The sequence below is a fragment of the Labilibaculum sp. DW002 genome (genome assembly GCF_029029525.1).
GTDB classification, from domain to species: Bacteria; Bacteroidota; Bacteroidia; order Bacteroidales; family Marinifilaceae; genus Paralabilibaculum; species Paralabilibaculum antarcticum.
On record NZ_JAKJSC010000001.1, the window covers coordinates 1 to 16,841 of the forward strand.

The window sequence follows — 16,841 nt, forward strand, 5'->3', positions numbered from 1 at the left end:
GTAGGTAATTTTAAAAAATATCTTGCAATTTATTAGAATATGTAAGATGGAAAATGATTGGTAACTATCTTGTATTAATTAAATATATTGTGAATTAAAGTATGATTAAAAACTACAGGGAAGGTGTAATGCCAAATAGATTTCTAATTCTATTTCAGGTGATTATTACAATTTTGATAGCATATATTATTGATCAATATTGGATTTTAACATTTGTTGTACTGTATTTTTTCCCTCCAAGAAAGATTGATTTAATTAAATTAGATAATGAGAAAAAAATGATTGTTCATTACAATTTTAAATGGATAAAAAAAAGAGAAGTTTCTAGATCAAATGTACCAATTGATATTAAAAATATTCTTGTAAAAACTTACTATTCAAATATTCGTTATTACCCAGATGCAAGAAATCCTACTCCTTCTTATAAGAGTATAGTTTCTTATTGTAAGATTTACTTTTTTAAAATCGACAAAACAATTGTTGATATTAACATTGAAAAAATTAAAAATCACGAAGATGCAATTTTAATAGCTCAATATCTATGTGATGAGTTAAAATTGCCTTTGTATGAAAATGAAGAAGAATACATAGATCTGTATGAAATTGATAAGGAGATTTATGAAAAAACAGGAAAAGATGCTTGGAATAGATTAAATTTTTGAAGGTTCAATAATTAACATATCATAAGCAATAATAAAACTACCTGTAACAAAAGTTAAAATTAATGGGCGGTGACGCTCAACTTGATAATGTAACAAAAACTTTAAACGCAAGCGGCTTTGATAAGGCGGTAGTTGTAATTCGCCCTCAAATTTCAGCAAGACCGTTAAAAAATAACAATCAAAGAATGATATTAGTAAAGATGAAAAATGGTGAATTGAAAAATAATGAACGAATAGTTTATGGACTTATAATCACAATAGTAGTATTTGCAATAGCTGTATTTTCTGGGAGTAATATACATTTGAATATTGACTTTTTTCCTTCTTCATTTTTGACCCATTCCTTGATGTTGATTCTTTCAATTATTTTGATTTATAGTTTGAGAAAATATGTGAATTATAAGATTGAAGTGCCACAATTCAAAAAAATATTGAAACCTTTATTGTTTGGACTATTAGCGGCGATAATTGTTAATATTTTAATGACAGTTATAATAAAAATATTAGGAGGTACAGTTGAAGCACACTCTGCATTAGCTAAAATGACCCCATTACAGATTTTTGTTTTTGTATGTATTTATGCAAGTATAGCAGAAGAAATATTGTTTCGTGGCTTTCTTATGAATATACTAAAACCATTAAAAATAAAGGGAATAAAAATTTTCAAAAGAAATATTAGTATTCCTGTAATTATTAGTGCCGTTGCTTTTGGATTGGCTCATTTAATAGTAATTACAACTGGAGCAGGTGGATTTCTTTTATTAAGAATAGTTGTTTTTACAACAATTCTAGGGTTGATAGCAGGTTATTATCAAGAAAAATATGATAATAATGCATATGCAATTGTTGTTCATATGGCAGGAAATTTAATGGCTGTAATAGGAGCATTATTAATGAATTTAAATTAGACTCAACAACCATAAAATACAAACCGCCTCAGTAAATTGGGGCGCTTGTTGTTTGTAAGCTATTCAACGAGGATGATCTATTCATTTCTCCCGTAAAAAGATACTTCAACAAGCATTTCTTTACTGTTTTCACGATGAATTAATAGCTTCGCAGGTCTGTTTATTCAATTTCAGCCTTCGATGATGCGTATAACAAGGCTGTTTACTCCAATTTTCTCGTGAATTTGGCTTTCCATTCCTGTAAAATGAAAATCCGCCCCTTGTTTTTGCCATCGCAGATGTGTTTTTCACTATAACCACCCTTGTTTTCAAGTTTACACATCCGACAAAGGGACAACTAAGCTTAGTTGGTGTATAAACATACCTGTCAATGGCAAATTCAAGCAAGATTTTGACAACTGCAGCCTTGTCGAAGACCTTTTTCACATGTGAATTTGGCAGTGTAGCTGTGTTGGACTAAAAATCAGCCTTCGTTTTCAGATTACGGATTCTTTTTTGAATAGGTGAGATCTTTATTACTAGATGAGAGCTAATCAATTGTTGTAAATGTGTTAATCTACGAGAGGTATATTATTTCAAATGATTAAAAAATAGGAATGACTCAGGAAGAATATCTGAATTAGAGGTAAATTGCAATATAAAATCACTAGCAGATTGAAAGCAATAAAAATAAAAGTTCAGATTCAGACGATTAAAAAGCAGGAAATAGAATGTATACTTTCAGATGAAAAGGAAAGTATTCGTTTGATTTATTTCCCTGTGGAAAGGAATATTGTTTATTTCGAGGATTCTCATCTGGTAAAAGTAGTTCGTAAAATCGAGTTTCAGTTCGAGAAGGTGATCCGCTCGGCTATTCAAGGTAATTTAAGGCTTGGGCAAACGATTAATTGTGTTTTTTTTGATGGTTTTAATTTTCTAAAAGAAGCTGATTATCAAAATTATATTAGAGTTGATCGGCGTACCGAAAAGTTGAAAATTACCACTAGTAAAACGGAGATGGAAGACACTCATAAAATTTACGCCGATGGATCGTATATGAGTGAGTTAAAGCAGTCGGGTTATGGTGGTTTTATCGAAACTCCTGATGGGGAGCAAAAAATATATCATCAGTCTTTTAAGCAGGGAAGTAGCAATATGATGGAATTATTGGCTGTCCTGGAAGGAGTAGAGCATCTCGAATCGATTGAAAAAATACAAGTAAATACCGATAGTCGCTTTGTAATTCGTGGACTGGTGCAGTGGATTCATTTCTGGCAGCACAACAATTGGCAAACTGCTTTTGGTAGTGAGGTGAAATTTGCAAAATATTGGCAAAAAATAAATCGCCTTTGCGAAGGAAAATTGATGGAGTTTAAATGGATAAAAGGGCATTCAGGAAATGCGAAGCAAGATTTTTGCCATTGGTTGGCCAGAGAATCTACTAATGGTCAAAAATAAACGAATATCAATCTCAAACATTTTCTCTTGAAACCCTTTCAGATTAGTACTTGTGACAAAAAAAGCTGTAGTTTTGCAATTCTCACTTAAGGTGGGAGCATCAACCAGCATAAAATAATAACAATGAATATAAAAATAGTCGATTACGGAATTTGTAAAGCGATAGGAGAAACGAAGAAAGACATTGTTCGGGCTAGTGCAACAGGATACTATTTGCATTCTGATGATATGGAGTTTGTAGAAAAAACTGATCTTATTCATCCTAAGCTAGGATTGAGTTTTGGAATAAGCTATCAGTTCGAACAGGATTCGGAAGAGGCAGAATTGGTTGATTATGTGTGCAGAATAAGACATCCTAAGTTGGTTAATCCAATAACAAAGGAACAATTTACTGAATGCTCAGAGGAAAAAGATTGTTATACTGATGAGTTAGGCTATGACTTCTACACGTTTGCATTAGACTGGGAAATGCAGCTGGGAGAATGGGTGTTCGAAATCATCCATGATGATAAGATCATGTGTAGCCAGATATTTACGCTAAAAAAATAATTTTTATTGGGGCTCCCACTTGAGTGGGATTCCCAATAAATAGACTTTATTGGTACCCTCGCTGCGAGTGAGAACACCAAGTTATGGTATAAATTAAAAAACAATCGTTCTGGTTCCATCAACAATAATTCGGTGTTCTGCTTTGTAGGCAAGAGCACGAGCCAGTACGATACGCTCCAAATCACGACCTTTACGGATTAAATCTTTAATGGTGTCCTTGTGGGTAATACGCATAATATCTTGCTCAATAATTGGCCCTTCGTCCAAATCTTCAGTAACAAAGTGGCTGGTAGCTCCAATCATTTTAACACCACGTTCATAGGCTTGCTTGTATGGGTTTCCACCAACAAATCCGGGTAAAAAGGAATGGTGTATGTTGATGATTTTATTTTTGAATGCATCAATAAAAGTAGGCGATAAAACCTGCATGTAACGAGCCAAAACTACCAAATCGATATTGTGTTCTTTCAGTAAGGCAATTTCCTTGGCTTCCTGTTCAGCTTTTGTATCCTTCGTAATTGGAAACACATGATAAGGAATGCCGTGAGCATCTGCAATTGGTTTTAGGTCCGGATGATTCGATACAATCAAAGGAATCTCAATGTCGTATTCGTTCATATTGTAACGCCACATAATTTCCTGCAGGCAATGGTCGTATTTCGAAACGAAAATGGCTACACGTTGCTTTTGGTTCGAAAATTCGATTCGCCAGTGTGCATTAAACTCCTTTGCTAGCGGTTCAAAAGCCTCGTGAAGTTTGGAAGCTGGCACTGTCGAATTAGACATGTTCCATGCTATTCGTAAGGAGAAAAACTGCTGATTTTGGTTTACATGCTCATCTAAATCGATGATATTGCCGCCTATTTCATATATGAATTGAGTTATTTTTGCTACAATCCCATTTTGATCGGGACAAGTGAAGAGTAAAAAGGCATTTACATTGTTTTCAGACATAATTGTACTATTAATCGGAGCTTACGCCCGATGGTTAATCTTAATTAATAGTTGAAAAAGTAAAGCTAACGAAATGTCCGTTATTGATAGGTGTGTAGTGCAAAATTAGAAATTTTGAACAATTATTAATTATTAATTTTGAATTATTAATTGAAAAAGGAGAAGATTGTTTCAAATGTGATACCATTTTTTTAGTTGTGTGAAAATTAATCACGCCCTAAACGTTTATGAAAATAACGTTTACATTATTTAGATGATATTATAATGTATTGTTTAAATTACTGGTTGAGTGGCATCTATTTTGGACGAGATATTCGATGGATTTGTAGGTTACAACAAACCCAGGATGATAGTAGCTTTGCTCCATTACCCTGGGTTGTAAAAATTTGAACCTTTTGGGCTCATTTATATTGTTATTCTTGAAATTGCATATCTACTCCCAATTCAATATTTTTTTGAATAAGTAGTTTTCTGCATCAGGAAGATAAGCTCTGGCTGCTTCCAAATCTTCTTCACATAGATAATGAAGATTATTATTCATTACTGTTTCAACCTTTTCGCTGTTAACATCAACCAAGCGAGGTTTTACTTTTCCATTCTCATCTTCAACATCTTTAAGAAACAGAGGAGAAGCATCACCTTTAGGATCAACAGTAATCATGCATTTCGATTTACCATCCTTAAATAGCTTATATACACCATTTCCTAACATAGTACATAAGTCCAAATCATAAGCTACAGGAGGGCAACAACGTAATCCAAAACCTAATTCAACCGGACGAGTTCCAATACCCAGATCGTATGATTTAATCTTACGCTGAATAAACATATTGAATACGTGCGATTTACTTACATTGAATAACTCCGGGTGACCATGCGCATCGTAAGTAAAGTTGATACCTGTACTCTTAATTTCTTCAGTATCCATAAAGTGAAAAACACCCTCGCTAATAATAGCAGCACCATAATTTAATCCTAGAATACGACGCTTGATAATTGAAGAAATAACCAAATTGGCAATTTTCTCAGCTGAGATATCTGTTTTATTAAACATCTCAGGGATGATAATCATTGGGAAATGAGCCGAAGCACCAATACCGAAAGCCAAATGACCGGCTTCACGTCCCATTGCTGATAATACAAACCAGTTTTGTGATGTACGAGCATCTTCATAAACAGTTGTAGCTATTCGTACACCTTCATTTTTTGCGGAATGAAATCCAAATGTAGGAGAGCCTACAGGTAAAGGAAGATCATTATCAATCGTTTTAGGTACATGAATGTTTGAAATCGAAACTTGATTATCTTCAAGATATTTAGAAATACGATTTGCAGTAGATGCTGTATCGTCTCCACCAATGGTTACCAAAAGCTTTACATTATTCTTTACAAAGAAATTGGTGTTGAAATCAGTATCTTTTGGCTTGAAACGACTCATCTTAAGAGAAGATCCACCTTTACTAAAAATACCATCAAGAAATGGGAAATCTAAATCTTGTGTTTCAGGCTTCTCTGAAAAAAGACCTTTGTACCCCTCGTGCATTCCAATTACACGATAACCATTCTTTAGAAATACTTTTCCTACACTACTTATTACTGTGTTAATGCCTGGAGCCGGGCCACCGCCACACAATATTACGACTGAATCTTTCATTGGATAAATTGGTGTTTATTTTTTTAAAGATTGGGCAAAGATAAATGATTTTTTGCTGCATCAAAATGGATAGCTTGCTGTTGTTTGGCTTAAATAGGTTTTGATGTGCGAAGAATACTATTGCAGCTATCCTTGCGTTAAGGATTGTAGTGAAAACCCCACAACAAAGCTTGAGCGTAGCGAAAGACTGCAGTGAGGAGTTGTAACGGAAAGCCTGACCTGTGTGTGGTTTTTAGCGGAGGGAAGGGAACGCCCAATTTTTGTTTGTCAATTATTTGGTCGAAAATAATATTTTGTAAACTGCGTGCTTTGTTTTAAATTTATAGGGACACCACTTCCTTAATACTCTTCAATAATGTTTTACTAACTTTTAAATCACAATTATGAAACGTAATTATTTGATTTTGATTGCCTTTTTATTTTTAATGGCGGCCTGTAAGCCTGAAAAGAAAGAAGTTCAGGTTCCATCGTATACGATTGAACAATTTTATAAAAACACAAATATTAGTGGTGGTTCATTCTCTAGCGATGGGAGTAAATTATTGGTAAGTAGTAACGAAACAGGTATTTATAATTTGTTTGAACTGCCTGTTGATGGTTCTCCTATGAAACAGTTGACGAATTCGGAAAAAGAATCATTTTTTGGATTAAGTTACTTTCCAAATAGCGATAAACTTCTTTTGTCGTATGACCAAGGAGGGAATGAGAACAATCATATCTATATGAGAGATGAAGAAGGTACAATTACTGACTTAACACCTTACGAAGGTGCTAGAGCTGGATTTTGGGGATGGGATAGAGACGAAAAGAGTTTTTATTTTCAGTCCAACAAGCGCAATCCTCGCTTTATGGATTTGTATCAGTTATCTCTAGAATCTATTGAAAAAGGTAAGCTAAGTCCGAAATTGTTATATGAAAACAATGATGGAATGGATGTTGCTGCCAAAAGCAAAAACAATAGATATTTAGCGCTAACGCAAAGTATTACTACCAATAACAACGAAATGTATTTGTATGACAGACGTACAGGTAAGAAAAAGCACATTTCAAAGCACGAAGGCGATGCAACTTACAATCCTCAGTTTTTTAGTTTAGATCACAAGCATTTATACTATTTGTGTAACGAAGATTCTGATTTTGTTTATTTGAGCAAATACGATTTAGAATCTGGTAAGAAAGAAATGATTTATAAGGCTGATTGGGATGTTTGGTATGCCTATGATTCCTACAATGAAAAATATCGAATTATTGGTATTAATGAGGATGGAAAAACCAATGTTAAAATGATTGACTTAAGCACTAAGAAAGAGGTGCAACTGCCAGAGATCAAGGGTGGTGATATTAAGTCTGTTGGGTTAACTAAGGATGAAAACCGTGTTCGTTTGGTAGTTGGAACTTCTGTTTCTCCGAATAATATCTACGTTTTTGATATGGGAGATACAAAGGCTAAAAAATTGACCAATACTTTAAATCCTGAAATTGATGTTACCAATTTAGTAGAGGCAAAAGTGATTCGTTACGAATCTTTCGATGGGGTGCAGATTCCTGCAATTTATTACCAACCTAAAATAGCTTCGGCCGAGCATAAGGTACCAGCTGTAGTTTGGGTACATGGTGGTCCTGGAGGACAATCCAGAGTGAGCTATTTTTCCTTAATTCAGTATATGGTGAATCAAGGCTATGCTGTTTTGGCTGTTAATAATCGCGGAAGTAGTGGTTATGGCAAAAAGTTTAGATCGATGGATGATAAGAAACATGGTGAAGACGATTTAAAGGATTGTATTTGGGCTAAGAAATTTTTAACTGGAACTGGTGTTGTTGACGAAAGTAAAATTGGAATTATTGGTGGGTCTTATGGTGGTTACATGACCATGGCAGCTTTAACTTTCGCTCCAGAAGAGTTTGAGGTCGGCGTAAACATCTTCGGTGTAACCAATTGGTTGCGTACCTTAAAATCAATTCCTCCGTATTGGGAGTCTTTCCGTAAAGCATTATATGCCGAAATGGGAGATCCTACAACCATTGATTCTGTAGCTTTATATAATAAATCGCCTTTGTTTTTTGCTGATCAAGTAACAAAGCCATTATTAGTATTGCAAGGAGCAAATGATGTTCGTGTATTGCAAGTAGAGTCGGATGAAATTGTAGCAGGAGTAAAAGCGAATGGAGTTCCTGTAGAATATGTTGTATTTGATGATGAAGGACATGGATTCCGTAAAAAAGAGAATGAAATTAAAGGTTACGGACAGGTTGTTACTTTCTTAGATAAATATTTAAAGAAAGATGAAGCAAGTAAAATGAAATAAAAGTTTCAGTTAATATAAAAAAGAAAGGCAGTAATCATTCGATTACTGCCTTTTCTATTTTGTTGAGATAACTTATTCAGCTATTTCTACTAACTTTTCATCAGAATGCCAAAGACCGTGCTTTGTACAGAAAGCAGCAGCAGTCAACTTCATCTTTTTACCAGGAACGATATAGAAATCTACTTCAGCCTGATTTGGAGTACTACCAAGAGCACCAGCAGTGAAGTTAGTTTGAGCTAACATGTTTTCACCATCCCAAAGCTGCACCCAAGCAATATAGTGATCGAAATCATCTGGATGTGGATAAGCATCACCAACTTTTACTTTTACAGTAAATTTTTCGCCAGCTTTTGCATTGTCTTCACAGTGAAGAAATGCTGAGTGACGGTCGATGTAATCTTTCTTTCCTTCTCCTTCGATAGTTGTAATATCTTGGTATCTGTTAATCTTCATAACTTTGTTTTTTTGATTTTATTCCCGATAAATCGAGATGAGAGGATTATTATTTTGATTAGTTTTTACTCAAATACTCAGCAACGCCTTCAGCAGTTGCATTCATTGCTTTTTCACCTTTACTCCAGTTTGCAGGACAAACTTCACCATTAGCTTCGAAATGTTGTAAAGCGTCAACCATACGAATGGCTTCATCTACACTTCTACCTAAAGGAAGATCATTAATTACAGAGTGACGAACAACACCTTGCTTATCAATAAGGAATAAACCACGGTAAGCTACAGGAGCACCAGTTGAAGTTGCGTTGCCTTCTTCATCGTAATCGTAATCAGAAGCTAATACACCATAGTTTTCAGCAATTGTTTTTGATAAGTCAGCTACTAATGGGTAAGTAACACCTTTAATACCACCTTTGTTTCTTTCAGTATTCAACCATGCGAAGTGAGAGAATTCAGAATCAACTGAACAACCAACAACAGCTACGTTACGCTTTTCAAATTCTTCTAATTTGTCTTGGAAAGCAATAAGCTCTGTTGGACAAACAAATGTAAAATCAAGTGGGTAAAAGAAGAAAACAACTTCTTTTTCACCAACAAATTGTTCCAATGAGAAACCTTCAGTAATTTGATTTCCTTTTACTACTGCGTTTGCCTGAAATGCAGGTGCTTTTTTTCCGATTAATGTTTGCATGATTATTTTATTTTTAAGTTTATTATTTCTATTTTTTTGTATGCTTGCAAATGTAGAATTGATTTGAATAAGGTACAAATTATATTAATCAATAATCTTTATATAAGCATCGAGAGAATTAATATCGTAGAATATGAAATGCTGAAATAATCAGAGTTTCAGAGATATCTAAAATTGTAATGCTTATCGAGATTCCGAAAGTTTTTATTTGAGTGATATTTTTTAGATTTGTAATGAATACCAAATTTCTTTTTTAGAAATTCGATATTGAAGATACATATATTTCGTGAAAGATATTACGATGAAGGCTTCATTTTGGAGACTTTATAATTAGTTTGAAAAGTAGATATGAAAATGCCATTTGAAAATATAAAACAACTAACAGATTTTAAGCAGTGTGCGGGAGAAATTAATATTTCTGTATTCAAAAGTGAGAATAGATCTTGGCTTCCTTATTTTGTTTACTTACCGCCAAATTGGTCTCTAGAAAAGAACTATCCTTTAGTTTTATTCTTTCATGGACAAGGTGGAGACGAAGGAACTTTTAACAAATATGTGAATGCTGAACAATTAAATGAATGGATCTTAAAAGGAGAAATCGATCCTGTTGTGATAGCCGGTGTTCGAGGTGATAATGATAGAGATAATGTTCAATGGTTTACCGAGGAAAATGAGGCTTTATTTGTAGGTGAGAATGATGGTGAATTTATTCGTTATTGCCAGAATAAGTTTAAAGCAGGCATTAAAAATGAAAATATTTCCATTGAAGGGCACTCAAGAGGAGCTGCAGGGGCAATAAATTACTTTTTAAAGTATCCTAATCGGTTCTCTTCTATTGTTGGCATGGGATATGTAAGTGATTATACTTTAAAGGCTAATATTTTACTGGGAAAGGAGAATTTGGAGTCCTTAAAGCAAGGAAAGACTCCTCTTCTCTTGGAAATTGGTTCAGAAGATAGTTTTGTTCGCAACAAACAACGAAGAGCTAGCTTTGAAATTCATCAATTTTTAGAAGAGGTAGCAGTTGACCATTCTTTTGAAGTATTGCATGGCGTTGAACATGGTTTTGATACCTTTTGGAATTATTATACAGATGAAGGTGTAATTAATGGTTTAGCTCACCTTAAATTCCATGAAAAGGCTAGAAAATCAAATAATGTTTAATCCGTGCACAGAGTTATTAAAAGTTATGTAAGTTTATCTGAATCATTTAATTTGAAATTTTATGCGCTCTTATCGTTATTTCCTTATTTTAATATTTTTTGTTCCCTTACTGTCTAATGCGCAGGATACCATCTATTTTAACCAAGATTGGTTTGTTGTCGATAAAGCTATGGCGAAGCAATACACCACAATTAATTCTTCAAAAGATAATGACAATCAGTTTTTTGTAAAAGATTTTACGTTAGAAGGTGTACTTCTTGCAGAATATGAATACAAAGGATTGCTTACTTTGATAGATTGGACTCGTATATATGAAAAAGGATTTCATATTTCTGCTGTAGAAGATGGTGTCAGTCGTGAATATTATCCTTCAGGAGAGATAAAGAAAGAACTATTCTATAAAAATGGCTTGCAAAAGGGGTTGATTAGTATTTGGAATGAAAAAGGTCAGAAAGTAAGATCCTTTTATGCTGAAAATAATGTTGCCAACGGTTTATATACAACCTATTTCGAAAATGGAAATACTAGTTTTAAAGTGCATTTTAAAAATGATACACTTCAAGGAACTGCTATTTATTATCATGAAAATGGAGAGATCTCAAAACTTGGGAGATTTAAGAATGGAGCGAAAACGGGTAAATGGCAATACATATCGGAAGAAGGGAAACCAATTGCGGAGGAAGTTTACAAATCAACATTTTTTATTGATGGACCAGATGTTAATGTGAGCTTTCCGGAAGGAAAATGGTATTTAGCGGATCGATATAAAGAGGATGGTAGTTTGAATTTCTTTTTTACTAGAATTGGATTTTCCGATTCCCAAGAAGAAGAGAGTTTCCCATCCTGTTTGATTACTTTGGATCGAGTTGGAAATGAAATTACAATGATTGAGTATTCGTCCGATCGAAGGAGTAGATTATCAATAGATGTTAATCGAGTTCTTACAAAGGAAAGTGGCCTGTATAGCTTACCGAACACAATTGGATATATTGGTAGCACGGGCAGTGAAGAGGATAAGAAACGAATTGTATATTTAGTTCATTCCTTACAAAATAGTATTGGTGTGGAAATGATTTTAGATTGTGAAAAAGAAAATTATGATACTTTTAAAGAGGAGTTCTTATACATTTTAAAATCATTAAAAAAGTAAAATATAAAAGAATTTAAATTTAGATAATGAAAGTAATTTCAACAAATATTGGCGAGAGTGTCGAAATTAATTATCATGGTAAAGTTGAAAATACAGGGATGTATAAATACCCAGTTGAAGAAGCAATATTCCTTGGTAAAGAAGATGTTGTAAATGATGCTGTAATTGATCGTCGATATCACGGTGGTGCAGATAAAGCATGCTATTGGTATTCTGAGAAGCACTATGATTTTTGGAAAGAGAAATTTCCAGATTTAGATTGGGATCTTGGTATGTTTGGCGAAAACTTAAGCATCTCTAATCTGGATGAAGGAGAAATAAAAATAGGAGATGTATATCAGATCGGAGCAACTAAGGTTCAAGTTACTCAGCCTCGTCAGCCTTGCTATAAATTAAACCATCGATTTGATTGCAATACAATGGTTAAACAATTTATTGATGCAGAATTTCCAGGCGTTTACATACGAGTTATTGAGGAGGGAGAAATTAAGAAAGGAGATGAGTTGATTTTATTGCAAAGAAGAGAAGAAAGTTTGTCACTTCGAGAAATTTATCAACTACTTTATGTAGCAAATAAGGATTCAGTCAAGTTGAATAAAGCCTTATCTGATCCTGCACTTGCAGAGAGTTGCAAAAGAGATTTACAAAAATAAAAAAAGACAGCTAATGCTGTCTTTTTGTTTAATTTCCTAAGATAACTTTCCGTATTAAAGCTTCGTGATCGGTAGTAGATATATCCATATTAAAACCGATTTTATAAATTAAACCATCGTACCAAGCGTAATATTGATAGGAGCCGGTTGATTCTTTATCCATTTGGTTATCTGCTTCATCGTACATATAGTAATCAAACATTCTTGGCCAAGTACCGAATTCAGGCTTATAGTACAAAGGATGTCCTTCCTCCAATACCAACTTTTCATAGCTACTAGGTAAGTTTTCTTCCATATCTAAGGTAACTTGTTCATCAGCAAAAGGATCTTCCGCATGTTGAGTTATCGATACAATAAAGAAATCTTTAAAATCAGTTTTATAACCTATTGGGTTTTCCAAGTACGAAAATTGAACTTGAAATTCTAGTTTGTTGAATGCATTCCAAGAAGTAACAATGTTTGCTTGTTGTTGAGCAGGAATGAACGGTAAACTACCCGCATTGAGCATGTTTAATTTGTCTCTCATTTCGGATGGAATACTTGAAAGAGCATCTGAAACGCTTATTGGCTTAAAAAAATCTACTTTTTCCCTAAATTGAAGAATTTTAAAGTCATAATTATAAGTGTGATCGTATCCATCTACTTCCGTTAAACTTTCTAGTAATTCTTCATTCGGGTCTACATAACCAGAGTGTTTATTGTCTTTTGCACAAGAAAAACTTACAACAAGAAATAATAATATGTATAAATAGTGACGTTTCATATTGATCAATTTTGATATTGCATAAACGAATACACAAACATACGTAAAAAATGATTTTATGTTATGTCTTGTTTAAAATTTAATAATCAATTTGTGATATTTCACAATATTTGATTGACCAAATGAAAACCAATTAGTTTTGATTAGCAAGTTGCCATGCTGTTAAGAATACCAATTGAGTAACTTTTTTTATGGAATTATAATCTAACTTATCAGCAGTATCACTTGTTTTGTGATAATCCTTATGCAATCCGTTAAAATAAAAAATAGCAGGAACATTCTTTTTCACAAAAGAAGCTTGGTCTGAAGCCATGTAAAGATAATTTTGGGGAGAATCGTATTTGTAGTCTAGTATTAATTGTTCAGTAAGTTGGTTTATACTATCTGATATTATTTTTAATTTAGGGTTTAAGTGACTGGCACCTAGTAAATAAACATAGTTGTTAGTGCTGTGGTTATGATCTTTTCTTCCCAGCATATCAATATTGAGATTGGCTTTTATCTTATTCATCGCAATGTTTGTGTTATCAACAAAATATCTTGATCCAAGCAAACCTTTCTCTTCGCCAGTAAAGGCAACAAATAAAATACTTCTTCTATTGGCATGTCCATTTTTACTTGCTTTTTGGAAAGTGCGTGCTAATTCTAATATGGTAGCGGTTCCGGAGGCATTATCATTGGCGCCATTAAAAATTTCAGCTCCATTTCTACCAACATGATCGTAGTGAGCAGAAACAACAATAAATTCATCTTTTTTATCAGTGCCTGTAAGTAGGGCAATAACATTTTCGGTAGGGATTTGATCGTATTTTAATTCGTAATTGAACTTGATGTATTTTGATTCGTTTTGATTTTTAATCGTCTTTTTTTTGGCATGAGCCTTTCTTAAATTTTTGGACTTTACATTTAATAGTTTTGATGCAGCGGTTATTGAAATAGCACCTTGATAAGTTGATATTCTATTTTTGAAATTTTCATAAAATTGATTTGCAGTTATAGAATCGTAAGGGTTTTTTATTTTTCTTCCTTTGGGCTCTAATTTAAGTCTCCTTGAGCTTTGATGTTTTTTTATACTGTGTAATCGAGAAAATTGACCTGATTCATTTGGATCACAAAACAACACAAGTTTAGCACCCGATGAATTGACGATATCATTCGATTTAATAGCACCTGCATATAAATTTGAAGTAAGAAAGAGAATGGCCTTATTTTTGAAATTTTTGTTCTGATAGCTTTCCAAAGGTGCAGTTCCAAGAAAAATGAATTCTAAGCTGTCATTCGAATAATCTTTCAAGCCTGATATTAAAAGGTCATTACTGTTTTTTAATTTTTTACCATTGGAGATAATTATTGCTTGGTCGCTTTTTTGTTTGTAAATAATGAACTTCTGAAAATATCCTAAACTATCAAATTTCTCTGAATTGTTTTGAAGCTTCGCATCTGTAAATTGTTTGTAGATGTATTGGGCAGCAAGTTTTTGCCCTTTTTTACCTGTTTCTCTGCCTTCCATCAAGTCCGATGATAGTTTATAAACATCTTGTTTAATTCTTTTAGCCGATATTTTATCAGCGTAATCAAGAGCTACTTTGTTTTGCCCTAAGACTTGAATTAGATTTGTTAAAATAAATATTGAAGCGAGAAATACATATTTCATGGAGAATAATTTGCTTGTTTTATCTGTAACTTGAAATTAAACATTTTATCCATTTAAAGGCTTTTTATTGATTAATATTTGAAATTTTTAAGCTTCTATAGAAGTAATGATTGATTCGAATTTTCAATGATAATGTCGTAACTTTGTTAGAATAAACAGATTGTGAGATGAAAACAAAAATTTGTTTACACTTATTAATTATATTGTTGTTGAATGGTTCATCGTTTAAGGCAAAGGCTCAAGAAATGAAATTTGAGAATATGCGCACTAATATGGTGCTTGATCAATTGATAAAAAGAGGAATTAAGGATTCTTTGGTGATTCGTGCTATGGAAAATGTAGAGCGACATTTGTTTGTACCTATTCGTCTAAAAAAATATGCTTATCAAGATCGACCATTGCCAATTAATGAAGGGCAAACAATATCTCAGCCATATATTGTTGGCTTTATGAGCGAGCAATTGAAATTAGATTCTACTAGTCGTGTTTTAGAAATAGGAACTGGTTCGGGGTATCAGGCGGCTGTTTTGGGAGAAATCTGCAAGGAGGTATATTCAATAGAAATCATTAAATCCTTACAGGAGAGAGCTTCTTTTGTATTGGATTCATTGCAATATAAAAATGTAAAAACCTATTTAGCTGATGGATATTTGGGATTACCTTCAGATGCTCCTTTCGATGGAATTATAGTGACCTGTTCGCCAAATAATATTCCAAAACCTCTTTTGGAACAATTAGCTGATGGAGGAAGGATGATTATCCCTGTTGGCGAAACTGGAGTGAAGAAATTGGTACTTTTAAAAAAGCAAAACGGGAAAATCAGCAAAAAAAATGTATTATCTGTTCGCTTTGTTCCAATGGTAGATAAACGTGGTATTTCCTATTAAGAATATTACTTCTTCTTCTTGTAAATTCCTTCGAATTGGATACTCCAGTTTTTTCCTTTGTCGATAGTCGACTCCCAGGATTGTTTTACATCTCCATTGGGTAATTGCATCCATGTAATTTTATGAATGGAATTTTCTTCTCCCATATTGGAATCTGGATCACTTACTAAAATCATTTTCCCATCAGCAAATATGCCTTTTAAAAGCAAGTTACTTCCATTTTTATCAATCCATATTTGTTGCCATTTTTTGATTTTGGAATTGTAGAAACTAAAACTTGTACCCGTAAAATTCTCCTTCTCGGATATCCAATTTTCTTGTAATACATTTCCATTTTGTAGCAATTGAACGGTATTTTTACCAACGATTTCATCATTAGCATAAACTTCCCAATCACCAAGCCAAAAATCAAACTGTCTTTGAGATTCGGTGTTTTCACTCTTTACAGCTTCCTGAGAAAAGGACACAAAATATAAAAGGATGAAAATTGGTAATAGTAATCGTTTCATAGGGCAGCGTTTTTGATTTATAAGACAAATATTAATCAATCCCCTCAAGGTAAGTAAGACAGCGCTCCATTTTTTGTTTTAATTCTTTAGCAAATGGCTGTAATTCTTCATTTTCGATTACATTAAATGCCGCAGTAGGGTCCATTATTGAGATTTCTACATGTCCATTATCTTGTTCTATAACGGTAACATTACATGGCATCATAATGCCAATTTGATCTTCAACCTGAAGAGCTTTATGAGCAAAAGTAGGATTGCAAGCACCAAGGATACGATAGTTTTTAAAATCTACATCAATTTTTTCTTTAAGAGTGCCTTTAACATCAATATCGGTTAATATTCCAAATCCTTCTGTTTTAAGAGCTTCAGTTATCAAATTAATGGCTTCATCAAATTTGTAGTCGGTACGTAGGCTTATAAAATAACTCATAATCAGATTTATTAGAG

At 33.3% G+C, this 16,841-nt stretch carries 17 protein-coding genes; 9 read left to right on the forward strand and 8 right to left on the reverse strand.

Features of this window, described 5'->3' with window-relative positions:
• Window positions 1–101 precede the first annotated feature (101 nt).
• The 4 genes from L3049_RS00005 to L3049_RS00020 all read left to right on the forward strand — a co-directional run bounded on the left by L3049_RS00005 (window position 102) and on the right by L3049_RS00020 (window position 3,556).
• A complete protein-coding gene (locus L3049_RS00005) occupies window positions 102–662 on the forward strand; it encodes a hypothetical protein (protein ID WP_275107709.1) in 561 nt (186 codons plus the stop codon).
• Between the two features lie 62 nt (window positions 663–724).
• Entirely contained in the window at window positions 725–1,570 is an 846-nt protein-coding gene (locus L3049_RS00010; protein WP_275107710.1) for a CPBP family intramembrane glutamic endopeptidase, read from the forward strand.
• A 654-nt stretch (window positions 1,571–2,224) separates the two neighbouring features.
• The gene (locus L3049_RS00015) at window positions 2,225–3,007 is read left to right on the forward strand and encodes a ribonuclease H family protein (RefSeq protein WP_275107711.1); all 783 of its coding nucleotides are present in this window, start codon (window positions 2,225–2,227) and stop codon (window positions 3,005–3,007) included.
• 123 nt (window positions 3,008–3,130) lie between these two features.
• The gene (locus L3049_RS00020; protein WP_275107712.1) at window positions 3,131–3,556 is read left to right on the forward strand and encodes a DUF3859 domain-containing protein; all 426 of its coding nucleotides are present in this window, start codon (window positions 3,131–3,133) and stop codon (window positions 3,554–3,556) included.
• 93 nt (window positions 3,557–3,649) lie between these two features.
• Here L3049_RS00020 and purU read toward each other — a convergent pair whose 3' ends face one another.
• Together purU and L3049_RS00030 are read right to left on the reverse strand one after the other, a co-directional pair.
• Entirely contained in the window at window positions 3,650–4,510 is an 861-nt protein-coding gene (gene purU, locus L3049_RS00025) for a formyltetrahydrofolate deformylase (RefSeq protein ID WP_275107713.1), read from the reverse strand.
• 433 nt (window positions 4,511–4,943) lie between these two features.
• The gene (locus tag L3049_RS00030) at window positions 4,944–6,164 is read right to left on the reverse strand and encodes a 6-phosphofructokinase (RefSeq protein ID WP_275107714.1); all 1,221 of its coding nucleotides are present in this window, start codon (window positions 6,162–6,164) and stop codon (window positions 4,944–4,946) included.
• Window positions 6,165–6,547: 383 nt separating this feature from the next.
• On the opposite strand from L3049_RS00030, the gene L3049_RS00035 reads away from it, so the two are divergent.
• On the forward strand, window positions 6,548–8,470 hold the full coding sequence (locus tag L3049_RS00035; RefSeq protein ID WP_275107715.1) for an alpha/beta hydrolase family protein: 1,923 nt from the start codon (window positions 6,548–6,550) through the stop codon (window positions 8,468–8,470).
• 72 nt (window positions 8,471–8,542) lie between these two features.
• On the opposite strand, the gene L3049_RS00040 is transcribed toward L3049_RS00035, so the two are convergent.
• Window positions 8,543–8,923 (reverse strand): desulfoferrodoxin family protein, encoded by a 381-nt coding sequence (locus L3049_RS00040; protein WP_275107716.1) that lies wholly within the window; start codon window positions 8,921–8,923, stop codon window positions 8,543–8,545.
• A gap of 58 nt (window positions 8,924–8,981) precedes the next feature.
• Window positions 8,982–9,614 carry a peroxiredoxin gene (locus L3049_RS00045; protein ID WP_275107717.1) on the reverse strand — a complete coding sequence of 211 codons (633 nt, stop codon included), beginning with the start codon at window positions 9,612–9,614 and terminating at the stop codon, window positions 8,982–8,984.
• Window positions 9,615–9,962: 348 nt separating this feature from the next.
• On the opposite strand from L3049_RS00045, the gene L3049_RS00050 reads away from it, so the two are divergent.
• From L3049_RS00050 to L3049_RS00060, 3 genes are all read left to right on the forward strand, one after another.
• Window positions 9,963–10,778, forward strand: coding sequence for an alpha/beta hydrolase (locus L3049_RS00050; RefSeq protein ID WP_275107718.1), 816 nt, complete (start codon window positions 9,963–9,965; stop codon window positions 10,776–10,778).
• A gap of 61 nt (window positions 10,779–10,839) precedes the next feature.
• Window positions 10,840–11,928, forward strand: coding sequence for a toxin-antitoxin system YwqK family antitoxin (locus L3049_RS00055; protein WP_275107719.1), 1,089 nt, complete (start codon window positions 10,840–10,842; stop codon window positions 11,926–11,928).
• 26 nt (window positions 11,929–11,954) lie between these two features.
• Complete coding sequence (locus L3049_RS00060) at window positions 11,955–12,581, forward strand: MOSC domain-containing protein (RefSeq protein ID WP_275107720.1); 627 nt, start codon at window positions 11,955–11,957, stop codon at window positions 12,579–12,581.
• A gap of 28 nt (window positions 12,582–12,609) precedes the next feature.
• Here L3049_RS00060 and L3049_RS00065 read toward each other — a convergent pair whose 3' ends face one another.
• Together L3049_RS00065 and L3049_RS00070 are read right to left on the reverse strand one after the other, a co-directional pair.
• On the reverse strand, window positions 12,610–13,344 hold the full coding sequence (locus tag L3049_RS00065) for a hypothetical protein (protein WP_275107721.1): 735 nt from the start codon (window positions 13,342–13,344) through the stop codon (window positions 12,610–12,612).
• Between the two features lie 133 nt (window positions 13,345–13,477).
• On the reverse strand, window positions 13,478–14,998 hold the full coding sequence (locus tag L3049_RS00070; RefSeq protein WP_275107722.1) for a M28 family metallopeptidase: 1,521 nt from the start codon (window positions 14,996–14,998) through the stop codon (window positions 13,478–13,480).
• A gap of 167 nt (window positions 14,999–15,165) precedes the next feature.
• On the opposite strand from L3049_RS00070, the gene L3049_RS00075 reads away from it, so the two are divergent.
• Window positions 15,166–15,885, forward strand: coding sequence for a protein-L-isoaspartate(D-aspartate) O-methyltransferase (locus L3049_RS00075; RefSeq protein WP_275107723.1), 720 nt, complete (start codon window positions 15,166–15,168; stop codon window positions 15,883–15,885).
• A gap of 5 nt (window positions 15,886–15,890) precedes the next feature.
• On the opposite strand, the gene L3049_RS00080 is transcribed toward L3049_RS00075, so the two are convergent.
• A complete protein-coding gene (locus tag L3049_RS00080; protein ID WP_275107724.1) occupies window positions 15,891–16,394 on the reverse strand; it encodes a hypothetical protein in 504 nt (167 codons plus the stop codon).
• A gap of 31 nt (window positions 16,395–16,425) precedes the next feature.
• Window positions 16,426–16,824 carry a DUF302 domain-containing protein gene (locus L3049_RS00085; RefSeq protein WP_275107725.1) on the reverse strand — a complete coding sequence of 133 codons (399 nt, stop codon included), beginning with the start codon at window positions 16,822–16,824 and terminating at the stop codon, window positions 16,426–16,428.
• Window positions 16,825–16,841: the final 17 nt, after the last annotated feature.

What these genes read in the sequence shown, in the direction of transcription:
- L3049_RS00040 (WP_275107716.1), bottom strand. Translation starts at nt 8,923, where the DNA reads ATGAAGATTAACAGATACCAAGATATTACAACTATCGAAGGAGAAGGA.
- L3049_RS00065 (WP_275107721.1), bottom strand. Translation starts at nt 13,344, where the DNA reads ATGAAACGTCACTATTTATACATATTATTATTTCTTGTTGTAAGTTTT.
- L3049_RS00055 (WP_275107719.1), top strand. Translation starts at nt 10,840, where the DNA reads ATGCGCTCTTATCGTTATTTCCTTATTTTAATATTTTTTGTTCCCTTA.
- L3049_RS00035 (WP_275107715.1), top strand. Translation starts at nt 6,548, where the DNA reads ATGAAACGTAATTATTTGATTTTGATTGCCTTTTTATTTTTAATGGCG.
- L3049_RS00005 (WP_275107709.1), top strand. Translation starts at nt 102, where the DNA reads ATGATTAAAAACTACAGGGAAGGTGTAATGCCAAATAGATTTCTAATT.
- L3049_RS00080 (WP_275107724.1), bottom strand. Translation starts at nt 16,394, where the DNA reads ATGAAACGATTACTATTACCAATTTTCATCCTTTTATATTTTGTGTCC.
- L3049_RS00070 (WP_275107722.1), bottom strand. Translation starts at nt 14,998, where the DNA reads ATGAAATATGTATTTCTCGCTTCAATATTTATTTTAACAAATCTAATT.
- L3049_RS00060 (WP_275107720.1), top strand. Translation starts at nt 11,955, where the DNA reads ATGAAAGTAATTTCAACAAATATTGGCGAGAGTGTCGAAATTAATTAT.
- purU (WP_275107713.1), bottom strand. Translation starts at nt 4,510, where the DNA reads ATGTCTGAAAACAATGTAAATGCCTTTTTACTCTTCACTTGTCCCGAT.
- L3049_RS00045 (WP_275107717.1), bottom strand. Translation starts at nt 9,614, where the DNA reads ATGCAAACATTAATCGGAAAAAAAGCACCTGCATTTCAGGCAAACGCA.
- L3049_RS00020 (WP_275107712.1), top strand. Translation starts at nt 3,131, where the DNA reads ATGAATATAAAAATAGTCGATTACGGAATTTGTAAAGCGATAGGAGAA.
- L3049_RS00030 (WP_275107714.1), bottom strand. Translation starts at nt 6,164, where the DNA reads ATGAAAGATTCAGTCGTAATATTGTGTGGCGGTGGCCCGGCTCCAGGC.
- L3049_RS00085 (WP_275107725.1), bottom strand. Translation starts at nt 16,824, where the DNA reads ATGAGTTATTTTATAAGCCTACGTACCGACTACAAATTTGATGAAGCC.
- L3049_RS00010 (WP_275107710.1), top strand. Translation starts at nt 725, where the DNA reads ATGGGCGGTGACGCTCAACTTGATAATGTAACAAAAACTTTAAACGCA.
- L3049_RS00075 (WP_275107723.1), top strand. Translation starts at nt 15,166, where the DNA reads ATGAAAACAAAAATTTGTTTACACTTATTAATTATATTGTTGTTGAAT.
- L3049_RS00050 (WP_275107718.1), top strand. Translation starts at nt 9,963, where the DNA reads ATGAAAATGCCATTTGAAAATATAAAACAACTAACAGATTTTAAGCAG.